At 61.9% G+C, this 19,531-nt stretch carries 20 protein-coding genes and 2 pseudogenes; 10 read left to right on the plus strand and 12 right to left on the minus strand.

What is annotated here, in order from left to right:
• Positions 1-22 precede the first annotated feature (22 nt).
• Together NKI58_RS23630 and NKI58_RS23635 are read left to right on the plus strand one after the other, a co-directional pair.
• Positions 23-1,345, plus strand: a complete 1,323-nt coding sequence (locus tag NKI58_RS23630) for an MFS transporter (RefSeq protein WP_352623686.1) — start codon at positions 23-25, stop codon at positions 1,343-1,345.
• 9 nt (positions 1,346-1,354) lie between these two features.
• Positions 1,355-1,795 (plus strand): YqaA family protein, encoded by a 441-nt coding sequence (locus NKI58_RS23635; protein ID WP_352623688.1) that lies wholly within the window; start codon positions 1,355-1,357, stop codon positions 1,793-1,795.
• Between the two features lie 77 nt (positions 1,796-1,872).
• Here the strand turns inward: NKI58_RS23635 and NKI58_RS23640 are convergent, their stop codons facing one another.
• Genes NKI58_RS23640 through NKI58_RS23650 form a run of 3 tightly spaced genes read right to left on the minus strand, consistent with a single transcriptional unit; the run spans position 1,873 to position 4,240 of the window.
• Entirely contained in the window at positions 1,873-2,760 is an 888-nt protein-coding gene (locus NKI58_RS23640) for a DUF1259 domain-containing protein (RefSeq protein WP_352708048.1), read from the minus strand.
• Positions 2,761-2,798: 38 nt separating this feature from the next.
• On the minus strand, positions 2,799-3,269 hold the full coding sequence (locus NKI58_RS23645) for a chromate resistance protein ChrB domain-containing protein (protein WP_352623691.1): 471 nt from the start codon (positions 3,267-3,269) through the stop codon (positions 2,799-2,801).
• Positions 3,266-4,240 carry a Fe-Mn family superoxide dismutase gene (locus NKI58_RS23650; protein ID WP_352623692.1) on the minus strand — a complete coding sequence of 325 codons (975 nt, stop codon included), beginning with the start codon at positions 4,238-4,240 and terminating at the stop codon, positions 3,266-3,268. The genes NKI58_RS23645 and NKI58_RS23650 overlap by 4 nt, the downstream gene beginning before the upstream one ends.
• On the opposite strand from NKI58_RS23650, the gene NKI58_RS23655 reads away from it, so the two are divergent.
• Complete coding sequence (locus tag NKI58_RS23655; RefSeq protein ID WP_352824296.1) at positions 4,232-5,329, plus strand: chromate resistance protein ChrB domain-containing protein; 1,098 nt, start codon at positions 4,232-4,234, stop codon at positions 5,327-5,329. The two genes, NKI58_RS23650 and NKI58_RS23655, sit on opposite strands and share 9 nt — an antisense overlap.
• Before the next feature lie 17 nt (positions 5,330-5,346).
• On the plus strand, positions 5,347-6,762 hold the full coding sequence (gene chrA / locus NKI58_RS23660; RefSeq protein ID WP_352623772.1) for a chromate efflux transporter: 1,416 nt from the start codon (positions 5,347-5,349) through the stop codon (positions 6,760-6,762).
• Here the strand turns inward: chrA and NKI58_RS23665 are convergent.
• Positions 6,683-7,087, minus strand: a complete 405-nt coding sequence (locus tag NKI58_RS23665) for a TetR/AcrR family transcriptional regulator (protein ID WP_352623695.1) — start codon at positions 7,085-7,087, stop codon at positions 6,683-6,685. The genes chrA and NKI58_RS23665 overlap by 80 nt on opposite strands.
• A gap of 175 nt (positions 7,088-7,262) precedes the next feature.
• Positions 7,263-7,622, minus strand: a complete 360-nt coding sequence (locus NKI58_RS23670) for a hypothetical protein (protein WP_352784683.1) — start codon at positions 7,620-7,622, stop codon at positions 7,263-7,265.
• A gap of 10 nt (positions 7,623-7,632) precedes the next feature.
• On the opposite strand from NKI58_RS23670, the gene NKI58_RS23675 reads away from it, so the two are divergent.
• The 4 genes from NKI58_RS23675 (at position 7,633) to NKI58_RS23690 (ending at position 10,362) form a co-directional block, all read left to right on the plus strand.
• Positions 7,633-8,235: a class I SAM-dependent methyltransferase gene (locus NKI58_RS23675; protein ID WP_352623774.1), complete on the plus strand. Its 603-nt coding sequence runs from the start codon at positions 7,633-7,635 to the stop codon at positions 8,233-8,235.
• Positions 8,236-8,372: 137 nt separating this feature from the next.
• The gene (locus NKI58_RS23680) at positions 8,373-8,900 is read left to right on the plus strand and encodes a hypothetical protein (protein ID WP_352784680.1); all 528 of its coding nucleotides are present in this window, start codon (positions 8,373-8,375) and stop codon (positions 8,898-8,900) included.
• 87 nt (positions 8,901-8,987) lie between these two features.
• Positions 8,988-9,632 (plus strand): DUF1007 family protein, encoded by a 645-nt coding sequence (locus tag NKI58_RS23685; protein WP_352623700.1) that lies wholly within the window; start codon positions 8,988-8,990, stop codon positions 9,630-9,632.
• A 16-nt stretch (positions 9,633-9,648) separates the two neighbouring features.
• The gene (locus tag NKI58_RS23690; protein ID WP_352786113.1) at positions 9,649-10,362 is read left to right on the plus strand and encodes a HoxN/HupN/NixA family nickel/cobalt transporter; all 714 of its coding nucleotides are present in this window, start codon (positions 9,649-9,651) and stop codon (positions 10,360-10,362) included.
• A 222-nt stretch (positions 10,363-10,584) separates the two neighbouring features.
• Here the strand turns inward: NKI58_RS23690 and NKI58_RS23695 are convergent, their stop codons facing one another.
• The 3 genes and pseudogenes from NKI58_RS23695 to NKI58_RS23705 form a co-directional block, all read right to left on the minus strand.
• Complete coding sequence (locus tag NKI58_RS23695) at positions 10,585-10,923, minus strand: hypothetical protein (RefSeq protein ID WP_352623701.1); 339 nt, start codon at positions 10,921-10,923, stop codon at positions 10,585-10,587.
• 588 nt (positions 10,924-11,511) lie between these two features.
• A pseudogene (locus tag NKI58_RS35600) lies at positions 11,512-11,706 on the minus strand (phosphoribosyltransferase family protein); the annotation flags it as partial.
• A gap of 538 nt (positions 11,707-12,244) precedes the next feature.
• Positions 12,245-12,445, minus strand: a complete 201-nt coding sequence (locus tag NKI58_RS23705) for a hypothetical protein (RefSeq protein ID WP_352786116.1) — start codon at positions 12,443-12,445, stop codon at positions 12,245-12,247.
• A 487-nt stretch (positions 12,446-12,932) separates the two neighbouring features.
• On the opposite strand from NKI58_RS23705, the gene NKI58_RS23710 reads away from it, so the two are divergent.
• On the plus strand, positions 12,933-13,940 hold the full coding sequence (locus NKI58_RS23710) for an alpha/beta fold hydrolase (RefSeq protein WP_352623706.1): 1,008 nt from the start codon (positions 12,933-12,935) through the stop codon (positions 13,938-13,940).
• 4 nt (positions 13,941-13,944) lie between these two features.
• Here NKI58_RS23710 and NKI58_RS23715 read toward each other — a convergent pair whose 3' ends face one another.
• Positions 13,945-14,310, minus strand: a complete 366-nt coding sequence (locus NKI58_RS23715; protein WP_352642952.1) for a hypothetical protein — start codon at positions 14,308-14,310, stop codon at positions 13,945-13,947.
• A 10-nt stretch (positions 14,311-14,320) separates the two neighbouring features.
• On the opposite strand from NKI58_RS23715, the pseudogene NKI58_RS23720 reads away from it, so the two are divergent.
• Positions 14,321-14,617: pseudogene (locus NKI58_RS23720) on the plus strand (ABC transporter permease); the annotation flags it as partial.
• Positions 14,618-14,890: 273 nt separating this feature from the next.
• Here NKI58_RS23720 and NKI58_RS23725 read toward each other — a convergent pair.
• From NKI58_RS23725 to NKI58_RS23735, 3 genes are all read right to left on the minus strand, one after another.
• Positions 14,891-17,317 (minus strand): heavy metal translocating P-type ATPase, encoded by a 2,427-nt coding sequence (locus NKI58_RS23725; protein ID WP_352708046.1) that lies wholly within the window; start codon positions 17,315-17,317, stop codon positions 14,891-14,893.
• A 38-nt stretch (positions 17,318-17,355) separates the two neighbouring features.
• Entirely contained in the window at positions 17,356-18,783 is a 1,428-nt protein-coding gene (locus NKI58_RS23730) for a multicopper oxidase family protein (protein WP_352708044.1), read from the minus strand.
• A gap of 78 nt (positions 18,784-18,861) precedes the next feature.
• Positions 18,862-19,530 carry a methyltransferase family protein gene (locus NKI58_RS23735; protein WP_352623715.1) on the minus strand — a complete coding sequence of 223 codons (669 nt, stop codon included), beginning with the start codon at positions 19,528-19,530 and terminating at the stop codon, positions 18,862-18,864.
• Position 19,531: the final 1 nt, after the last annotated feature.

A 19,531-nucleotide genomic window follows, 5' to 3' on the forward strand; every position in this document is an offset into this window, starting at 1 on the left:
AGCACCCGAGAAGACAGACATCATGCTGGAAGTCCTCGCCGACCGTACGTATCGGCACCTGTTTCTGGCGCAGGTCATCGCGCTCATCGGCACTGGCCTCGCTACCGTGGCGCTCGGGCTGTTGGCCTATGATCTTGCCGGCGCCGATGCCGGTGCCGTGCTGGGCACTGCGCTGGCGATCAAGATGATGGCCTATGTCGGCGTGGCGCCCGTGGCGGCGGCTTTCGCCGAGCGCCTGCCGCGCCGCACCATGCTTGTATCGCTGGATCTGGTGCGGGCCGCGGTCGCCGTCTTCCTGCCCTTCGTCACCGAGGTCTGGCAGATCTATGTATTGATTTTTGTCCTGCAGGCGGCCTCAGCGGGCTTCACGCCGACGTTCCAGGCGTCGATCCCCGACGTGCTGCCCGACGAGAAGGACTACACGCGGGCGCTGTCGCTTTCACGGCTGGCCTACGATCTGGAGAGCGTCATCAGTCCGATGCTGGCGGCGGCCCTGCTTTCCGTTGTCAGCTTCCACAGCCTGTTTGCTGGCGCGGTGATCGGCTTCCTGGGATCCGCGGTGCTGGTCGTGTCCGTGGTGCTGCCAAGCCCGCAGCCGTCTGAACCGCGCGGCATCTATGAACGCACAACGCGCGGCATCCGCATCTATCTGGCGACGCCGAGACTGCGCGGCCTTCTGGCGCTCAACCTTGCCGTCGCCGCCGCCAGCGCCATGGTGATCGTCAACACCGTCGTGCTGGTGCAGGCGAAATTCGGGCTTTCCCAGAGCGACACGGCACTTGCGCTTGCAGCCTTTGGCGGTGGCTCAATGATTGCAGCTCTCGTTCTGCCAAGGCTGCTGGAGAGCATCCCCGACCGGGTGGCGATGCTTTGGGGCGCGGGGATACTGGTCGCCGGCGTGTTCGTCGGTCCGCTCGCTTCCACTTATGAGCTGCTTTTGCCGCTCTGGTTTGTGCTTGGGCTCGGCTACTCACTTGCGCAGACGCCGTCCGGACGGCTTATCAAGCGCTCGGCCAATCCCGTCGACCGGCCGGCGCTGTTTGCGGCGCAGTTCGCGCTTTCGCACGCCTGCTGGCTGATCACTTATCCGATCGCCGGGCGCGTCGGCGCCGCGATGGGCCTGTCCTTCACTTTCATCCTCCTTGGCGTGATCGGCGCCGCCGCACTCTTCGCAGCGATGTGGTTGTGGCCGCGTCATGATCCCGATGTCCTCACCCACACCCATGACGATCTGCCCGATGGGCATTCGCATCTCGAGGACGCCGTATGGACCGAAACGGGGTTCGAGCATTCGCATGGCTATGTCGTCGACGATCAGCATCCAAAATGGCCAAAGGCGAGCTGACCGGCTGCGATGCTCGGGGACCTTGCCGCCTGTGGCGGACTTTTCCTAACCGCGTTCGCAGCCGCGACCGTGTTGCCGCTGCAATCGGAAGCGGTGCTGGCCGGCCTGCTGGTGGCCGGCAGCCACTCACCGGCAGCGCTGATCCTCGTCGCGACCGTCGGCAACGTGCTGGGCTCGGTGGTCAACTGGCTGCTTGGCCGCGGCATCGACCGCTTTCGCGACTGCAAATGGTTTCCAGTTAAGTCTGCCGCGCTCGACCACGCCGCGACGCGCTACCGCCGCTATGGACGATGGAGCCTGTTGCTGAGCTGGGTCCCCGTCATCGGCGACCCGCTGACGGTGGTGGCCGGAGTGCTGCGCGAGCCGCTCTGGAGTTTCGTTGCGATCGTCACGATGGCGAAAGCCGGCCGCTATCTCATTCTTGCCGCCGTCACGCTGAACGTGATCTGACAGGTCGGCAGAGAAGGCCAGGGCAAGGTCACAGCATGCGGCCTCGCCTCTGATCCACATCCCCGTGTGGTTCCAGGCTAACTATTGGCAAGGTTCATCTTGTCCAGAGCCGCCTTGAGGCCACGCGCCAACTTGACGGCGTCGTCGTTCGCCCAGAAGTGCATGAAGAAGAGTCGCGGCTGCTCATCCAGCATGTGACTATGCAAAGCCGTTACCTCGATGCCGTTCTCGCGCAGAGCACGCAGCACGGGGTTGACCTCCGACGCGATGAGGACGAAATCGCCTGTGATCGCAGCCTTGTCCCCTCCGGTTGGCTGGAAGTTTATGCCTATGGCGCTGCCCATGGACGCAGGAACCGTCATACCGCCGTCGGTGATCGTTTCGGCTCGCGCGATGGTGAATTGGTAGATGCCGCCGTTGGCCTTGCCCTTGCGACCGATGGCCTGCTCGACGGCGGCCGTGTCGAACGCGATCTGCGGCTGTGTCGCAGCGGGCGTGGCATTCACCATTGGCGTCTTGCTCAGCGCCAGCCCGGCATGAAGAGCCGCCGCCAGCGTCACGGGATCACCCTGACCCAGGACGTGCATGTAAAGGGTCATCGGTTCTGCGCGCAGCAGATGGTTGTGCAACGCGGTGATCTCGATGCCACTTTCTTCAAGCTTCTTCATGACGGGGTTCACTTCGTCTTGCGTCAGGACGATATCACCCATGACCATGACCTTGTTTCCCATCGGTTCGAACGCGACCCAGCCACCAAGGGCAAAGCCAGGCTTAACGGCTACGCCGTCAAGCGATACCTTCAGGTCGGTTCGCGGCAGGCCGACCCTGTAGACGCCATCAGGCATTTCGGTTCCGGATTTGCCGAGTGTCTTTGCAACCATTTGCCAATCGGGAGCCGCGGCGGCGGGCTGGAGCGACGCTGACATTGCAATCGAGATTGCACCGATCATGAGTTTTGCATGCATGGGATATCTCCTTGTGATCTGCCCCATTGCCCGATCTGTCATGCGGCCGCCGGCTTCGGCGCGGGTGGCCAGCTGTGGGTCTCCGCTTTGCGGCGCGAGGCCCAGGCGTAGAGTGCGTCATAGATGACGAAGCCGTGCTTCAGCACCTCGTGATCGTCGGGTGTCACATCACGCAGACCCATGGAGATCGCGAGTAGTCCTGCCGACTGTGGCGTGAGATCGTGCCGGTCGGTGTCGGCACCGCGCACGATTGCGGCAATGGTCACGATCGCCGGGTCGCGCTCGAGGCCATATTTCGAGACGAAGGTGTCGAAGCTGCAGCCGTCGCCGACATGCGTGAACTCGACGCCGGGCACGTCATAGGGCGTCGCGCCGGTTTCCTCGGCAACATGGATCACCTGATCCGGCGCCACAAAGAGAAACTCCGGCTCCTTGTCGATGAAGCGCGCAATCAGCCAGGGGCAGGCAATGCGGTCGATGACCGGACGTTCGCGAGTAACCCATTTCATGATGAAATCCTTTCTTCGCTCATCACCAGGGGGACGGTTGGCGCGCCGATCGCATGCCAGGCGGCGACGCCGCCTGAAAGTGCACTTGCATAGACGCCGCGGCGGCGCAGTTCGGCGACGGCGTCGCCGCTGACCTGGAAGCCATAGAGGCAATAGACGATCACCGGCCTGTCTTTCGGCACCTCCTCCGCCCAATCGGCAATCTTTTCGGGTGCGCGGACCTTGGCTCCCGGCAGCATATCGCTGCGCTTTGCCAGATCCTCGGCTAGGCACACGTCGAGCAGAACGAGATCTTCTCCCCGATCGAGGCGCGCGCGCAACTCCTCCGGCCCGACTGCCGGAATCCTTTCAACCGACTCAGCCCTAGCTGCGGGATCGCGTTGCGCAACCGCTCGCTGATGGCGGAGAGCGACCCGATCCCAATGGATGTTCTTCATGAAGGCGTCTACATAGGCACCGGCCTTCGCGCCGAAATCGAGATGATAGGCGTGTTCGTACATGTCGAGCGCGAGGATCGGTATGCCGCCAGCGAGGCAGTTGGTGTGGTCCGCCGCCCATTGGATCGTCAGCCGGTCGCGACGCTCCGACCAGGTCAGCAAGGTCCATCCAGAACCGCCGGCTTGCGCCTTTGCGCATGCCATGAACCTGGCGCGCCAGTTCGCTACACTGCCGAAGTCGCGCTCCAGCGCGGCGGCGAGATCGCCACCGGCATCGCCGGTGCCACCCAGCCCATCAAAATAGATTTCGTGGAGGATCGCTGAATTGGTGGCAACCAACTCCTCGCGCTTCAACCCGTTGATGTCGAAGACGGGCGCCGTGCTCCAATCGAGTTCGTCGAGCCGCCGTTCGATGGCGTTGAGGCGGCGAACGGCACCTCCGTAATTGTTTTCGTAGTGGCTGGCCAACAACCGTTCGGACAAGCCGACGAGCCTGGGCGGCTTGAACGGTAGCGGCATGATCCGGTGTGGCATCGGGTTCTCTCGCTCGGCGGCACGGCCCATCCGCGAGGAAGCGAAGGCTATGCTCAAACGAAAAATGATACAAGTGTTGCATTTCACTTTGTTCGTGATACGGTTTCATTTATGAATGAGGGGCAACCGCAGGAGCAGCGCTGGCTGCTTCTGATCCATCAACTGCCAAGCAAGCCCGCCTACTTCCGGGTGAAAATTTGGCGACGGTTGCAAGGCATCGGCGCGGTCGCAGTCAAAAGCACCGTTTATGCCCTGCCGGCCAATGCCGAGATGCAGGAGGATTTCGAATGGCTTCTGAAGGAGATCGTCGCTGGCGGCGGCGAGGCCATGATGTGCGAGGCGCGCCTCGTCGATGGTTTGTCGGACGCCCAGGTGCGGGCGCTGTTCGACGCAGCCCGTGATGCCGACTATGCGGGGGTCGCTGGGGAAGCGCGCGAACTGGCTGCAGCGATTGGGGCCGACGCGACATCGGAAAAGGATGCCGAGGCACGTTCGCAACTGGGTCGCTTGCGCAAGCGGCTCGCTGAAGTGGTGACGATCGACTTTTTCGGCGCCAGCGTTCGCCTCACCGCCGAGGGTTTGATCGCCGAACTCGAGGCACAGATTGCAAAGGACGACGGCATGACCGACGAGCCCAAGAAGGCGGCTGACCCGGCCGAGCTCAAAGGCCGGATCTGGGTCACGCGCCGGGACGTGCATGTCGACCGTATTGCTTGCAGCTGGCTGATCCGTCGTTTCATCGACGCCGATGCGATCATCCGCTTCGTGGCGGGCAAGGGATACGTGCCAAAGGAGGGGGAATTGCGCTTCGACATGTTTGAAGGCGAAATCACGCATGAGGGCGATCGCTGCAGCTTCGAAGTTCTGCTTGCCCGCGCCGCCATCAACGACCCGGCGCTGCAGGCCATCGCCGAGATCGTCCATGACATCGATCTCAAGGACAACAAGTTCGGTCGCGAAGAGGCGACAGGCATTGCTAGCCTGATCGCCGGCATCGCCATGGCGAACAAGAGCGACGAGCAACGGATCGCGCAGGGCGCTCCTGTCTTCGACAACCTCTATCAGTATTTCGGCAAGAAACGCGGATGACCGAAAGGACGCAAGCAATGGCCAATCTGGAGCAGACCGTCGCGACGACGCCCTCTTCAGCCGGGACTCACGACCACGGCGTTTCGTTTGCTGCAGCCATGCGCGTATGGGCTCGTGTGGCAATGCTCAGTTTCGGTGGGCCGGCGGGCCAGATCGCCATGATGCATCGGATCATCGTCGAGGAAAAGCGCTGGATCGGCGAGACCCGATTCCTGCATGCGCTCAACTACTGCACGCTGCTGCCCGGTCCTGAGGCGCAGCAATTGGCGATCTATATCGGCTGGCTCATGCACAAGACCAAAGGCGGCCTCGTTGCCGGCACCCTGTTCGTCCTGCCCGGGGCAATCGCGATAATGGTCCTGAGCTGGATCTACGCGATTTTCGGCAACGTCGGCGCCGTTCAGGCGCTCTTCTTCGGCCTTAAGGCGGCAGTTCTGGCCATTGTGCTTGAAGCGGTCCTGCGGATCGGCAGGCGGGCGCTCAGGAACAATGTGATGGTAGGCCTCGCCGCCGCCGCCTTCATTGCCCTGTTCTTCTTCAAGGCGCCGTTTCCGGTGGTCATCCTGGCCGCGGCTGTGATCGGTTACGTCGGCGGCAGGGCAGGCTGGGCTGCTTTCAAATCGGGCAACGGACATGGCAAGTTTGCCGGCACGCAGGTCGATGATGCCGACTCGGCGCTTGGCGAAGGGATACCGGCTCATGCACGGCCCTCCGCCGGGTGGGGGTTCAAAGTTGCCGGAGTGGGATTACTGCTATGGCTGGTCCCGGTCCTCGCGCTGCTTGCATTCCTAGGGCAGGGCAACGTCTTCACCGATATCGCGATCTTCTTCTCCAAGATGGCGATGGTCACCTTCGGCGGCGCCTACGCAGTCCTCGCCTATGTCGCTCAGCAGGGTGTGGAGCACTATGGCTGGCTGAAGCCAGGAGAGATGCTTGACGGTCTCGGTATGGCCGAGACTACGCCTGGTCCACTCATCATGGTCACCCAATTCGTCGGCTTCATGGGGGCCTACCGTGCGCCAGGTGTGCTTACCCCGCTGGTAGCCGGAACACTCGGCGGTCTTCTGACAACGTGGGTAACCTTCATCCCGTGCTTCCTATGGATATTCCTAGGCGCGCCGTTCATGGAGACCATGCGCAGCAACAAGGCCTTGTCCGCAGCGCTGGCTGCCATCACTGCAGCGGTGGTTGGTGTGATCCTAAACCTGGCGGTATGGTTCGCGCTTCATGTGTTGTTCCGCGAACTGCATGACTTGAGCTGGCTGGGCATGACGCTAGACGTGCCGGTGCTCAACTCCATCAATATCCCGTCGCTGGTGCTGACGCTCGTCGCGCTGCTGGCGGTATTCCGTTTCAAGGTCGGCATGATCCAGGTCCTCGCGACCTGTTCGATATTGGGTGTTCTTTACGGCGTCGCCACGGGTTTGGTCTAGGCTGTGCAGTCGGCCTCCCGACTGGCATGCAGGAGGTGTGTTCGGTTCGCACGGCGCGTCGGATCCGTTCGCGCAACTGGTCGTGGATCGTATCGCCGCTGCTCAAAAGCAGCGCGTGGTGCACCGATTGGAAGGCCTGCGCGTGCTCGAACATCGGCAGGCTGAATTCGAACAGGCGGCGGTTTGCCTGCTCCCTTTCCGACATGCGCCTGTTCAGCGACTGCAGATGCGCCTCCAGGGTCGCACCGCGCAGTTGGTCCTTGCCGGCGTAATGGGTGTAGAAGGTCGACCTGCCGACATCAGCCTTCTGGCAGATGTCCTCCACGGTGAGTGCCGCGTAGCCGCGCTCGGGAATCAGGGCAATCAGCGCGTCCTGCAGCAGGGCGCGCGTGCGCGCGCGACGCGCCGGTCGATCGTGCCCCTGTCGTCGGTCCGCTCAATTTTCATGGTCACTGCGCCCTGCCGCGTGCGGTTCCGGACATTCAGCGGTCCGGTGTCTCTCAACAGCTTTTCCAGACACTGTGTCCAGTATGATACGCCAAGTCCAGAAGCTGAATGATCATTTGAGCACACCGAAATAGAGAGGCGGCAAAAAATTCATGCACCAATTTGGTCATCGGGCCGGCGACGCACAGCATTCCCGCAAGGGCGTTATCGCGCTTGCCGTAGTTGTCAAACTGTCGCTGGTCGCGGGTTCCCTGCTGATGCTTCAATTCGGGGCCGGCTATCTCAATGCCGGTGCCTGGACGGCTACGATCCACGGTCTCATTCTGGCAGTGATCGTGGCCGTGGCGCTGGGGCGGACTTCGCCACAAGCGGTCCGCCGGCAACGGAGCGCATGCCGGCAGCGTCAAGGGCATCGGCATCGTCCTGCACAGGGCGGCAGGCTATCACCTGCTTGCGCGCGTTCTGACCTTCGGCCGCGAGGGCCGGTTTCGCCACTCTATGCTTCGCCTGGCAGCGCTCCAGTCCGGCGAAGCCGTGCTCGATGTCGCCTGCGGAACCGGCACGCTTGCCATTGCCGCAAGGCCCCTTGTCGGCACGGATGGTCGCGTCACGGGCGTCGACGCTTCGGCCGAGATGGTCGAAAGGGCACGCGTCAAGGCTGCGCGGGCGGGTCTCGACCTGACCTTCGTCAAGGCGATTGCTCAGGAACTTCCTTTCAAGGATGGGCAATTCGATATCGTGATCGGCACGCTCATGCTGCACCATCTGTCGCTGCCCGTTCGATCGGCCTTCGTCCGGGAAGCCGGGCGCGTTCTGAAGCCCGGAGGCCGGCTGCTGCTGATCGACTTCGGCAGGCCGCTACGCGAATCCAGAATGCCGAGGCTCCACCGGCATGGACATATCGACATGAATGCGGTCGGCGCGCTATTGGCCCAGCGCGGGTTCAAGGTGAGCGACATCGGCGCCGTTGGGACCATGAACCTGAACTATGTTCGCGCAACGACCGACAAGGTCCAGCCTGGCTGATCGCCGCATGCGGGGGCGATCGGACCGAGGACGCTGCCAGAAGACAGGGCGGGCTGGGCCGCGTTGCGTTCGCAGCCGCCCGGGCGTTATCTTGCTGGACTGGCTATACCGGCCTGCTTCGATACCCGGGTCCAAGAATGCCCAAGCCCGTCTTTTCCATGACGCTCGCGGCCGTGTGGTTGGCATCGCCGCTTGCGCATGCCGATACCGTCGACCGGGCGCTCAATGCCTTCCACGAAACATGCCTGGCGCACGGCCCAGACTTCGAACGAACCGAGACATTGGCAAAGACCCGTGGATGGAAGCCGCTCTCCGATGGCGAGGCACTTGCTCCTGTCGCTGCCATGAAAGAGTTCCGTGGATGGCAGGTCGGCGGCAAGGACCTACCAGCCGGAACGATGGTCGCGGTGACCAGGGCGACCATGGACGGCAGGTCCGTCCAGACCTGCTCGGTCAAGCTCTTCGATGTCGATCGCGCAGAATTTGAAAAGCGGTTCTTTGACCGCACCGACGCCGAGAAGATCGGCGAGGAGAGGAAGGGCAGGCAGGTTTCCCGGCTGTTCATACTGATCGCGGGCAATCGCAAGCAACTCGTGCATTTGACGTCGCCGGCCGCTCGGGGCGCACCGGACGCCATCATTGCAAGTTCGATCGTCGATGACTGAAAGGCTTCCGGTCGCGTCCCAATTTGGCCTGCTTGCGCTGCCAGATCAGTCGGCTGGCGTGAAACGACAAACGAAAAGCCAGCGCAAATGCGACTGACCGGAACGATTTTTGGCTCGGCGCTCCTGCTTGCTTCCAGCGTTGCGGCTGGCGCCCATCCTCACGTTTTCGCAGAGGCGCGGCTGGACCTGACGGTCGGCCCCGACAAGTCGGTCAAGTCGCTCAAGCATCTGTGGCGGTTCGACGAGCTCTTTTCCTCGACGGTGCTGATGGAGTTCGACAAGAACGCCGATCTCGTGCTCGAGGCAAAGGAACTCGACGCCGCCGCTCTCACCATCCACGCCTCGCTTGCCGAGTACAATTACTTTCAAATGGTCACAGTGGATGGCGAGGACGTGGCGATGACGCCGCCGGCCAGGTTCGTCACCAGTTATGAGAACAATCAACTCGTCATCCAGTTCGAGACGCAGCCGAAAGAGACACTGCCGCTTGCCGGCAAGGTCAGCATTGGCGTCTATGATCCGACTTTCTACACGGCGATTGATTTCACCGACGACGACAAACTTGCGGTGGCCGGCCTGCCGCAAGGCTGCGCACGCGCCGTCGTGCGTCCCGATCCGGACACGGCGATCGCGCAGAACCAGAAAAGTCTGACAGATGCGTTCTTCAGCGATCCGACCGGCACCGATCTCGGCAAGATTTTCGCCACACGCCTCGAACTGACTTGCGCGTGAGGGATCGGCTCGCTCAATGTTCCAGATCCTCGTCGAATTCCAGCGCACGATCTATCTGGCGCTTGCCGAGCAGATCAAGTTGCTGTCAGCCGGCGGTGATTGGCTGGGGTTCATGGCGTTCCTGCCGATGGGCGTGCTCTTCGGCGCCGCGCACGCACTGACGCCAGGCCACAGTAAGGCGGTGCTGGCGACCTATCTCGCCGGATCGGATGCGAAGGTCTCGCGCGGCCTTCTCGTATCGACTACTTTATCCGTCACCCACGTGACGATTGCCGTGGTAATTGCCGTCCTCTCCCTGCCGCTAGTCTCGATCGCCCTCGGCAGCGTCGGCCGCGCGCCGCTGCTCGAGGACGTCAGCCGCGGGCTGCTCGGTCTGATCGGCCTGTGGATGATAGGGCGCGCATTAAGGCACGGCCACCACCACAAGCATGAAGGCGAGGCGGTCGGCATCATGGCCGGCCTGATCCCGTGCCCGCTCACGCTGTTCGTGATGACCTTCGCCATCTCCAGGGGCGTTCCGGTCGCGGGCATCCTGTTTGCCCTCACCATGATGGCCGGGGTGGCGCTGACACTATCCACAGTCGCCGTTCTGTCGATCCTGTTTCGCGAACGGCTGGTACATTTTTTTGAGAGCCGGCCGCGGTTGTTTGATGCGATCTCTCGAAGCATCGAAGGCGTTGCAGGGCTGGTACTTGCTGGCGTCGCTCTTTGGCAGATAGCGTTGGCCTGAAGCCATGAGCTGGATCAAAGTGGCGCACCAAGGGCTGGTCCCCGGAGCGCAGAGCGCGAGACACGCCGAACGAGCTGGGAGGCCAAATTGAGCGACTGGAGCAAAATTGTTGCCATGATAGTCTTGGCTGTGGCGGCCGGATTGTTGACGATCCTTTTGAGGCATTGGGTAGATGCCCAACCGCGCATGGGCGACGGGGGAACGCTGCTCGTGATCGGCAGCCTAATTGCCGTACCTAGCGGGGAGGGCGTTTCGTGGGAACAGTTGTAATAATTGTGGTATAGGCAGCCGCCTGCCTTTGAACGAACCATTGTGGGCGAGCGTTGCCAGCCGGGCCGCTGGCGCGACGAGGAGCGCAGTGGCTACCTTCCTTCCAAGGCGCTCGCGCAGAACCGCCAGTTCTGCAGCATACGCCTGCGCCTGACCGGCTTGGAAATCAGCCGTGACCTTGCTTTCGATTAAGACGCAGGCCCGGAGCGTCTGATCATCGTCGAACCAGCCGATCCGCACGTCGGTCTGACGGCGATCGTTCTCGCGGGGCGGCGACTTCTGCAGCAACACGTGTTGGCTCATCGGCGCCGAAAAGGAGTTCCCAACCTTCGACACCATCCATGTAAGGAAGGCCGGGGATGCGAAGAGCTCCTCAACCAGAAAGTTGTCGAGATCGCTCCCTGACCCGGTCGCGGAAGAGGACGTCCACCTGGCTCATTTCGACGTCGGCATACCGAATTTTCATAAGCCACCACTCCTAGGCGGAATCGCTCTAGCCCATGCATCTGAGAATCCGCGGTATGGCGCAAGGGGCTAACTGGCTTAGCGTGGAAGCAGGGCGGCTATCGCCGATTACTTTCGAAACCTGTCAGACCGCTTTCGGCCCCGCACACGACATTAAATGTATCTGCTCAGCAATGGCCGATGCTGGCCCGTCGCGGCCATTTCACCTTCGCAGGCCGGGACTGCCCAAGAGGGCCATATTCGTATCGCCTAGCGAATGACCTGCTAAACTTCGCATGGTCCCGCTATCACGAAACCATTGAAATTGTTCACCTCTATACCTGAGAACCAAAAGTGCGAGGTTGACAGCTTTGGAGAATATCGGCCGAGAGAACGATTATTGAAATATCCGGCGGCGCAGTTGCCAGCTTTTCTTGAAAACTCGCAATTGCCCGGCGCGCCCACCTTGCGCACGATGATGAGGTCAAGCGGCGCCTTCAGGACTTTGGCCACTTCAGCGGCAACAGGAACGCCACCGCGCGGCAGGGCCAGAATGACAGGTTGGTGCAACTGGAGTTTCATCAGCTCGATGGCAAGCCTCTGCCCCGCCTCCCGACGATCGTGGAACATCGTTCAACCCACCGGCCAGAGGTGTCGGAGGTGGACCACTTCGCCAGACAATACGTGGCGGGCAAGCCGCTTCGATCGCCTTGGTGATATCGACGCCAAGCTTGCGCCCAAAGCTATTCCGGACGCAAATGAGGAAGCCGCTCTTTTTCGTTCCGCCACGGGCTCCCCCGATAAGTCCAGCGCTCGAAATGAAGTGTGGGTCATGCGGAGATCCTTCAATCTGGCTTGCCATTCTGGCCGACGGGAAGACTGTCGCATTGAGCCGGATCAATTTGGCTGGACCCATGTCGGTCAAGCAGTCCACGAGGGGTGGAACTTCCGTGTTGGAGTCGGGGCAACCGCGCCGACATGTATTCAATCCAGCAAGTTCCGATCACAAGACGGGCCTTCAAATCCTTCAGCAGATCTTCAAGCAACCATCGAAGTCCAGCGCCTCTGTGATGTGTCTGATCGCGCGACTGGCTGGACTGGAGGCTCTATCGGGGCTTTGCCTCGACTAACCGCCTCACGTGGATGCTGGCCGGGTCCGGGGTGAAACTCAGGGACGAGCCGCTGGCAAGTGCTGGTCGTGGTCGTCCAACGGGAAGAAGTGGACAGCCTTCAGCGTGACCGGAAGGTCATAGCCCTCAATCAGCACGGTCGCCCACTGATCCCCTAGATCATCCTGCCAAGTCTCGAGGACGCGGCACCTCACAGCCACATCCATGCCAACCTCGATATTGTCTGTTCTCTTCGCCATCCCGAACTCCCGTTGCTTGGCATTGGTGCTGTCATCGACGCTTCGCTGTCGCGCCAGTTCGAAGCAATCGGCTGATCGCCCCCTGTTTTAGGAGGGAGCGGCTAACACCCATTCACGGCAGCGGTTGTGAGCGTAGCCGCCCAACACCCTTTCCGACTGCTTGTGTCGAAGTACCAGGGCTGCATTCAACTGGCTTTGATGCGCATCAATTGAGGACGATGATCAGCGGGCGGGCGAACCTCTCGACTGCGTCAGCCTCACGTAAGAGGCAGCGGCTCCGGTCATTGCTGTACAAGGGCCTGCTGCTCACGCCTGTTGGGCGAGTCGATGGCTTTTGGGATTAACGATGCACAACCCGGAGAAGTCTTGGCGATATTCGACCGTCTTCGTATCCAAAGTTCACAGCATCCGACTTGAAGCAGGGAAAATCAACTTGCCTCCAAGCCAGACAGGCTAATATTCGGTCGTGCTTTGTGGAGCTTTTTTTATGTGGCAAATTGGTGGTTTCCTGCTGGCCATATTTGTCGCCCTCGCGGCCGCGGTCTTTGTGACCTTCTTAGCTTACGAAACCCAGCTGAGCCGTATACGCAACGCCGCCAGCCGAGGCAGTGTGGTCGCTAAACTCGACGCAGGTCCGATCGAATACGTCGACAATGGAGTGGGTCCTGCGCTTCTATCGATCCACGGGGCCGGTGGCGGCTTTGACCAAGGGCTTGCCAATGCGGCTGATCTTGTGGGCGAGGGCTTTCGGATCATCGCGCCGTCGCGCTTCGGGTATCTGCGCACCCCCGTTCCGCAGGATACCTCTCCAGCCGCGCAGGCCGATGCGCACGCGGCGTTGCTGTCCAAACTGGGCATTCCCGAAGCGATAGTCGTCGGCGTTTCGGCAGGCGCGCGTTCTGCGGTCGAGCTGGCACTCCGGCATCCGGACAAGGTCACCGCTCTCGTTCTGATCGTCCCAGGCCTTTATTCGCCCACCAGTCCGGTGTCGATCGAAGCGAGCCGCGGCAACAGGTTCGCATTCTGGGCCGTCAATGCCGGCGGCGACTTCGCCTGGTGGGCCGCTGAGAAGATCGCGCCGTCAGTGCTCGTTCGTTTCCTCGGCGTTCCGCCGACGCTGGTTGCGGCTGCGCTTCCGGCCGAACAGGACCGCGTCATGAGCATCGTCGAGAGTGTCGAGCCGCTGTCGCTGCGCTTCGCCGGGATCAACATCGACAGCACCCCCGCCTTGCATGAACTGCCGCTGGAAGTAATCACTGCGCCGATGATCATTATTTCTGCGCGCGACGATCTGTTTAACACCCTGCCGGCAGCTGAGTTCGCTGCAGCCAAGATCCCGGGTGCCAAGCTGGTCATCTACGACACTGGAGGACATCTTCTTGTCGGACGACAGCAGGAGGTTCGCATGGCAGTCCGCATGTTCCTAGCTGGCGCCGGCCGGATCCCGTCATCCGAGAGCCCGGACAGTCAGACAAGACCCGCTCGGGGGCAGTAGCGCCTCACAGATCGCGTCGTTGTTGTCCCCGATCGATGGAATGGTGGCAGAAGAGGGACAGCGCATCACGACGTAGCTCTCGAACCGGCGTTCGATGCCCATCCACTGGAGCGTGGAAGGACCAGGACGTGGCACGCTCGCTCCGTGGTCCGTCGCCGCCTCCCTGCCTTGTTTCGATCAGCGGTGCACCCGCCTGGACCACTCCTTCGCTCTCCTGAATGATCTTCAGGACGCTGCCGGCAAGAGGGACGCTGGCGAGCGCTTTTTCCGACATCCAGATGAGGCCGAAGCGGCGGTCGTCCGGCATGATATCGCTTGGTCCGACTGCATAGATGAACTCGGGCGACAGCGCGATCCCGACAATCGTCAATTCGCGCCCCTATGACCTCGATGATGCGTTCTCGTCCGTTTCGTTGAAGTTGCTGCGGGGCGCGTCCGAGAGTGAGGTCATGATGCGCCTCGACGCGATGCTCGAGCGCTATGGCGGCCGAGCGGCCTATGGCCGGAAGGACCACACTTCGCACGCCTGGCTGAACCACGAACTCGATATGCTCAACAACATGAGCCGGACGCTGCCACCGATTTTCCTTTTGGTGTCGGCATTTCTGGTCAATCTCACACTTAGCCGGCTCGTTGCACTGGAGCGCGAGCAGATCGGGCTCATGAAGGCGCTGGGATAACTAACGTGGAATGCCGTCCTGATCGGCATGCTCACCTTGGCTGTTACCTGCTTGCGAGCATGATTGCCCTTCTGGACCAGCCATACGATTCGGCAGCGGTCAAGAAGCCGATCTGCGGCGCATGAATGTCGGGTCTGCCGAGCCGGCAAGCCGCTCGATCATCATCGGCAGGACCGGCAAGACAATCCAGTAGCCGAGCGCAACGACAAAGGCCGAGAAGGGCGCTCAGGACCCATCGCGACGTAGGCAAGCCAGCCCGCATCGACACACTCATGCCTGTGCGCCTCTAGGGTGCTCATGTGCGACCCCCTCGGCCCTCGATGTGGTGGCAGGACGGATGCCCTCAAGCCTCGTCCGCTTGAGCAAAAGCGCATTGACGGCCACAAGCGCAGAACTGCCCGACATTGCCAGCGCCGCAAGCTCGGGGCTCAAAAGGAACGGGTAGAACACGCCTGCCGCGATCGGGAAGGCGATGAGATTGTAGCCCACCGCCCACCACAGGTTCTGGTGCATCTTGCGCAGCGTGGCACGCGAGAGTGTCATCGCACCGACCACATCGTAAGGATCACTCTTCATCAGCACGATATCAGCGCTTTCGATGGCGACGTCGGTGCCCGCACCAATGGCGAACCCCACGTCACTCTGTGTCAGAGCCGGCGCGTCATTGACGCCATCTCCGACCATGCCGACCTTCAGGCCCTGTCCCTGCAGTTCCTTGATCTTTTCGGCCTTCTGGCCCGGCAACACGTCGGCGAGCACAATGTCGATGCCGAGCATGTCCGCGATGCGCTTGGCGGTGCCGGCGTTGTCACCCGTGAGCATGGCCACGCGAACGCCCTGCTCGTGCAGTTTGGCAATCGTTGCGATGGCTGTCGGGCGCGGCGTATCGGCGATCGCGATCAGCCCGAGCAGCTTGCCGGACCGTGCAACATGGATGACGGTGCGGCCTTCGCCCTTGAGCGTCTCGGCCCTGACGCCAAGCGCCAGAAGATCGATCTTCTGCTCTTCCATAAGTCGCCGGTTGCCAAGGAAAACCTTGGCTCTGCCAATGGCGGCGCTGGCACCCTTGCCCTCGATATTGAGGAAGCCCGAGACCTTGGGAAGCTTCATACCCTTGGCCTGCTCGCCGATGGCAACGGCAAGCGGGTGATCCGACCCTTGATCCACGGCAGCTGCGACCTGCAGAACCTCGTCGGGCGAAACGCCGGCAGCCGGGACGATTTCGACGACCTTGGGCTGCCCCATGGTGAGCGTGCCGGTCTTGTCGAAGACGATTACGTTGAGCTTGGTCGCCTCCTCGAGAGCGGCTGCATTCTTGAAGAGGATCCCGTTTGTAGCGCCAAGGCCAGTGCCGACCATGACGGCCATGGGCGTGGCGAGGCCGAGCGCATCGGGACAGGCGATGACGAAGACGGTTATGGTCAAGGTCATCGCGAACAGCAGAGGCTGGCCGAGCCACCAGAACCAGACGGCGAAGGTCGCAAGGCCGATGAGGATCGCGGCGAGCACCAGCCATTGCGAGGCGCGATCGGCCAGCAGTTGCGCCGGCGCCTTCGAATTCTGGGCCTCCTGGACCAGCTTGACGATCTGGGCCAGGGCCGTGTCGGCGCCGACCTTGGTAGAGCGGTAGCGCAGCGTCCCGCTCTTGTTGATCGTGGCGCCGATGACCTTGTCCCCGACCTTCTTGGTCACCGGCATCGACTCTCCGGTCAGCATCGATTCATCGATCGTCGAGGTGCCTTCGATCACCTCGCCGTCGACCGGAAGCTTGTTGCCAGGCCGGAGGACTACTATGTCGCCGAGCACGACCTCGGCGGTTGCAACCTCGACCTCCTTGCCCTCGCGGAAGACGGAGGCCTTGGGTGGAGCAAGGTCGAGCAGGGCCCTGATCGCGGCCGAGGCCCCGGCGCGGGCACGCATCTCGAGCCAGTGGCCAAGCAGGATGAACACGAGCAGCACGCTCGCGGCCTCGTAGAACTGCTGCCCCTCGAAGAAGAAAGTCGCGCCGACGCTGAACAGGTAACCAGTGCCGACGCTCAGCACCACCAACACGGCCATGTTGAGGACGCGGTTGCGCAGGGCACGCCAGGCGGCAACCAGGAAAGGCCAGACGGGATAGAGGATCGCGGCGCTGGCGAGGAAGAACATCGCAAGGTCTTCGCTGAGGCCGAAGGGCGGACGCAGCCAGGGCTCGCCCAGGCCCATCGGCTCCATGGCGAAAATCGGCAGCGCGAAGACCAAGCTGATGAAGAACCGGTTGCGCATGTCCTTGACCATGCCCTGCATGTCCATGCCGGCGCCGTGTCCCATCTCATGGGCCATGGCGTCGTGCGGCATCTTGGCCGCAGCCGTCCTGAGGCCCGCTGCACTTGGTTCGATCATGGTGGCGTGCCCCGCATGATCATGCCCGGCCTGCCCGGACGTCCCCCGCGGATGCCCGGGCGGAATGGTCGTGCTATCGGGAATGCACAGATGCCGCGGCACGGACTCGCCACGGCAATGGAAGCCGCAGGCCTCGATGTCCCTGGCAAGGGCCCCGGGGCTCGTCCGTCCTTCGTCGAATTCGACGGTCGCGGTCGTAGACCCCGCGTTCATGGCAACACCGGCGACGCCTGGCAGAGCCGCCAGACGTTTTTCGACCGCTGCGAAATCCATCATGCCGACAAGGTCGCGCACTTCCAGATTGACCTTTTTCATCGTCGTTCTCCGTGCCGGCATTCGCGCTGCTGCGTGCCTCAGCTTCGATAGGCAAAGGTCGACATCATGCCGCTCGCCATGTGGTAGAGGTGGTGACAATGGAATGCCCATTTGCCGGGATTGCCGGCGTCCACGGCAATGGTGACCGAGCGCATCGGCGGCACCAGCACGGTGTCGCGAACTGCGCCCTGAAAGCGCTGCCCATCAATCGCGACCACCTGGAAATGATGGCCGTGAAGATGCATCGGGTGGGCCATCATGGTGTCGTTGCGCAGCGTGACCTCGACGCGATCGCCCCTGTCCACGAGAAGCGGAGCGTTGGTTTCGAGGCCCCAGCGATAGGCAGCCATATCGCCGGTCAGCGCCATTTCGAACGTCTTTTCGGCAGAGCGTGATGCAAGCGGCGACATTGCCCGAAGCTGCGCCTCGAGCGCCAGGTCGAGAACCGGAGCATCGACATCAGCCGCCGGCCCGATCTTGGCCACCGCCGCTCCCGCCGGACGCAGGACAATTCCCGTCTGCTCCTTGCTTCCCTCGCGCAGCGCCAGGATCGGAAAGGAGTTGAGTTCGCGCGGCAACTGCAGGCGCACGTCGATGCGCTGTCCCATTGTCATCGGAAACCGCCGGCCCCTGACCGGCTCGACAGGCTGACCGTCGACCGCGATCAAGTCGCCTTCAAGCTCGCCGAGGTCCATCGTGAAAGCGGTCGCCGTGGCGCCATTGATGATCCGCACCCGCACGCGTCCGCCTCGTTCGACCTCCACGATCTCGGGATCGTTCAGGGACCGGTCATTGGCCAGATAGGCGTCATAATCGATGTCGTTGATATCGGTCGCCATGCCGCCATCGTTCATCCCTGCCATGGTGTTGCCGGCGCCACCCGACATGGCCATGCCGTCCATCGGCATGGAACCGCCAGTATTCTTACTCTGCAGCCGGGCCAGCAGTTCCTCCGGCGATGAGAACGAGAAATCGTGAAGCAGGATGACGACCTCCTGCTCATCCCTCGCATCGTCCTTGGGATCGGTGACGATGAGCGGAGCAGCAAGCAGCAGCTGTTCCTGCAGGGTGTGGGCGTGCATCCAGAAGGTGCCGGGCTCGCCGACCGGAAAATCGAAACTGCGATCGGCTCGAGCGCCAATGAGCGGCAGTGGCGCGTCGGCGACGCCGTCGCTCGGCCACGGCGTCGTCAACCCATGCCAATGTATGATTGTCGGCTCGGGAGTCTCGTTTCGAAGCAGGACATTGAAGCCATCGCCGGCGCGAAAGCGCAGGCCGGGCGCACCCTCGGCCCCTCGCAAGCCAAAGACACTTGCGGCCTTGCCATTCACCTCGATCGTGCGGCGTGAGATGCCAAGCATCTGGCCTTCTGACTGGCTGGCGGAGGCTGCAGCGAGCAACGATGATGGGATCGCAAAAGCTGCGGCGCCTGCAACTGCGCCCTTCAGGATATCTCGACGTTTCATAATCGTTCCTTCGTTTTCGAGTTCAGATTTTTCTTGCTTGGTTCAGCACGCAAGGACAGGGCTATCGACCCCCGCGCTTCAAGGCGCACGGCGCTCGCCGGCCGAACTGAACAGCCTGGTCACATGCGGAAAAAAGGCGGGCACACGGGCGGCGTATCGGTCGTATGCATCGCCGAACTCCTTTCTCGCTTCCCGCTCCTCGATGAAGGAAAGCCGGACATACATGCCGACGAGAATGGGAAACATCGCCAGCGTCAGCAGCGTCGGCCACTGCACGAGGAATCCCGCCATGACGAGGACGAAGCCGACATATTGCGGATGCCGGATGGAGGCATATGGGCCGCCCGTTGCGAGGCGATTGTGATGCTGCGCGTCGTAAAGCACTCGCCACGCGGTCGAGATCAGCATGAAACCGCCGCCGATCAGGAAGAAGCTGAAAACGTGGAAGGGCCCGAAATGCGGATTGAGCCGCCAGCCGAACATCATCTCCGGGAGGTGACCCGCATCATGCGAGAACCAGTCGATGCCTAGGTATCGTGACTGCAGCCAGCCCGAGAGCAGGTAAATCGTCAACGGAAATCCATACATCTCGGCAAACAACGCCACCAGGAAGGCGCTGAATGCTCCGAAGGAGCGCCAGTCACGGCCGGTTCGCGGCTTGAAGAAGCTGAATGCGAATAGAACGAAGACCGCCGAATTGATTATAACCAGGACCCAGAGGCCATAGGCGGGAGATTGCTCGACCATC

Source organism: Mesorhizobium sp. M0522 (assembly GCF_040321085.1).
Taxonomy (GTDB): domain Bacteria; phylum Pseudomonadota; class Alphaproteobacteria; order Rhizobiales; family Rhizobiaceae; genus Mesorhizobium.

Bases quoted from the DNA above. Each gene is read 5' to 3' on its own strand.
- NKI58_RS23630 (WP_352623686.1), top strand. From the start codon at position 23: ATGCTGGAAGTCCTCGCCGACCGTACGTATCGGCACCTGTTTCTGGCG.
- NKI58_RS23635 (WP_352623688.1), top strand. From the start codon at position 1,355: ATGCTCGGGGACCTTGCCGCCTGTGGCGGACTTTTCCTAACCGCGTTC.
- NKI58_RS23640 (WP_352708048.1), bottom strand. From the start codon at position 2,760: ATGCATGCAAAACTCATGATCGGTGCAATCTCGATTGCAATGTCAGCG.
- NKI58_RS23645 (WP_352623691.1), bottom strand. From the start codon at position 3,269: ATGAAATGGGTTACTCGCGAACGTCCGGTCATCGACCGCATTGCCTGC.
- NKI58_RS23650 (WP_352623692.1), bottom strand. From the start codon at position 4,240: ATGCCACACCGGATCATGCCGCTACCGTTCAAGCCGCCCAGGCTCGTC.
- chrA (WP_352623772.1), top strand. From the start codon at position 5,347: ATGGCCAATCTGGAGCAGACCGTCGCGACGACGCCCTCTTCAGCCGGG.
- NKI58_RS23670 (WP_352784683.1), bottom strand. From the start codon at position 7,622: ATGCCCTTGACGCTGCCGGCATGCGCTCCGTTGCCGGCGGACCGCTTG.
- NKI58_RS23680 (WP_352784680.1), top strand. From the start codon at position 8,373: ATGCCCAAGCCCGTCTTTTCCATGACGCTCGCGGCCGTGTGGTTGGCA.
- NKI58_RS23685 (WP_352623700.1), top strand. From the start codon at position 8,988: ATGCGACTGACCGGAACGATTTTTGGCTCGGCGCTCCTGCTTGCTTCC.
- NKI58_RS23690 (WP_352786113.1), top strand. From the start codon at position 9,649: ATGTTCCAGATCCTCGTCGAATTCCAGCGCACGATCTATCTGGCGCTT.
- NKI58_RS23705 (WP_352786116.1), bottom strand. From the start codon at position 12,445: ATGGCGAAGAGAACAGACAATATCGAGGTTGGCATGGATGTGGCTGTG.
- NKI58_RS23710 (WP_352623706.1), top strand. From the start codon at position 12,933: ATGTGGCAAATTGGTGGTTTCCTGCTGGCCATATTTGTCGCCCTCGCG.
- NKI58_RS23725 (WP_352708046.1), bottom strand. From the start codon at position 17,317: ATGAAAAAGGTCAATCTGGAAGTGCGCGACCTTGTCGGCATGATGGAT.
- NKI58_RS23730 (WP_352708044.1), bottom strand. From the start codon at position 18,783: ATGAAACGTCGAGATATCCTGAAGGGCGCAGTTGCAGGCGCCGCAGCT.
- NKI58_RS23735 (WP_352623715.1), bottom strand. From the start codon at position 19,530: ATGGTCGAGCAATCTCCCGCCTATGGCCTCTGGGTCCTGGTTATAATC.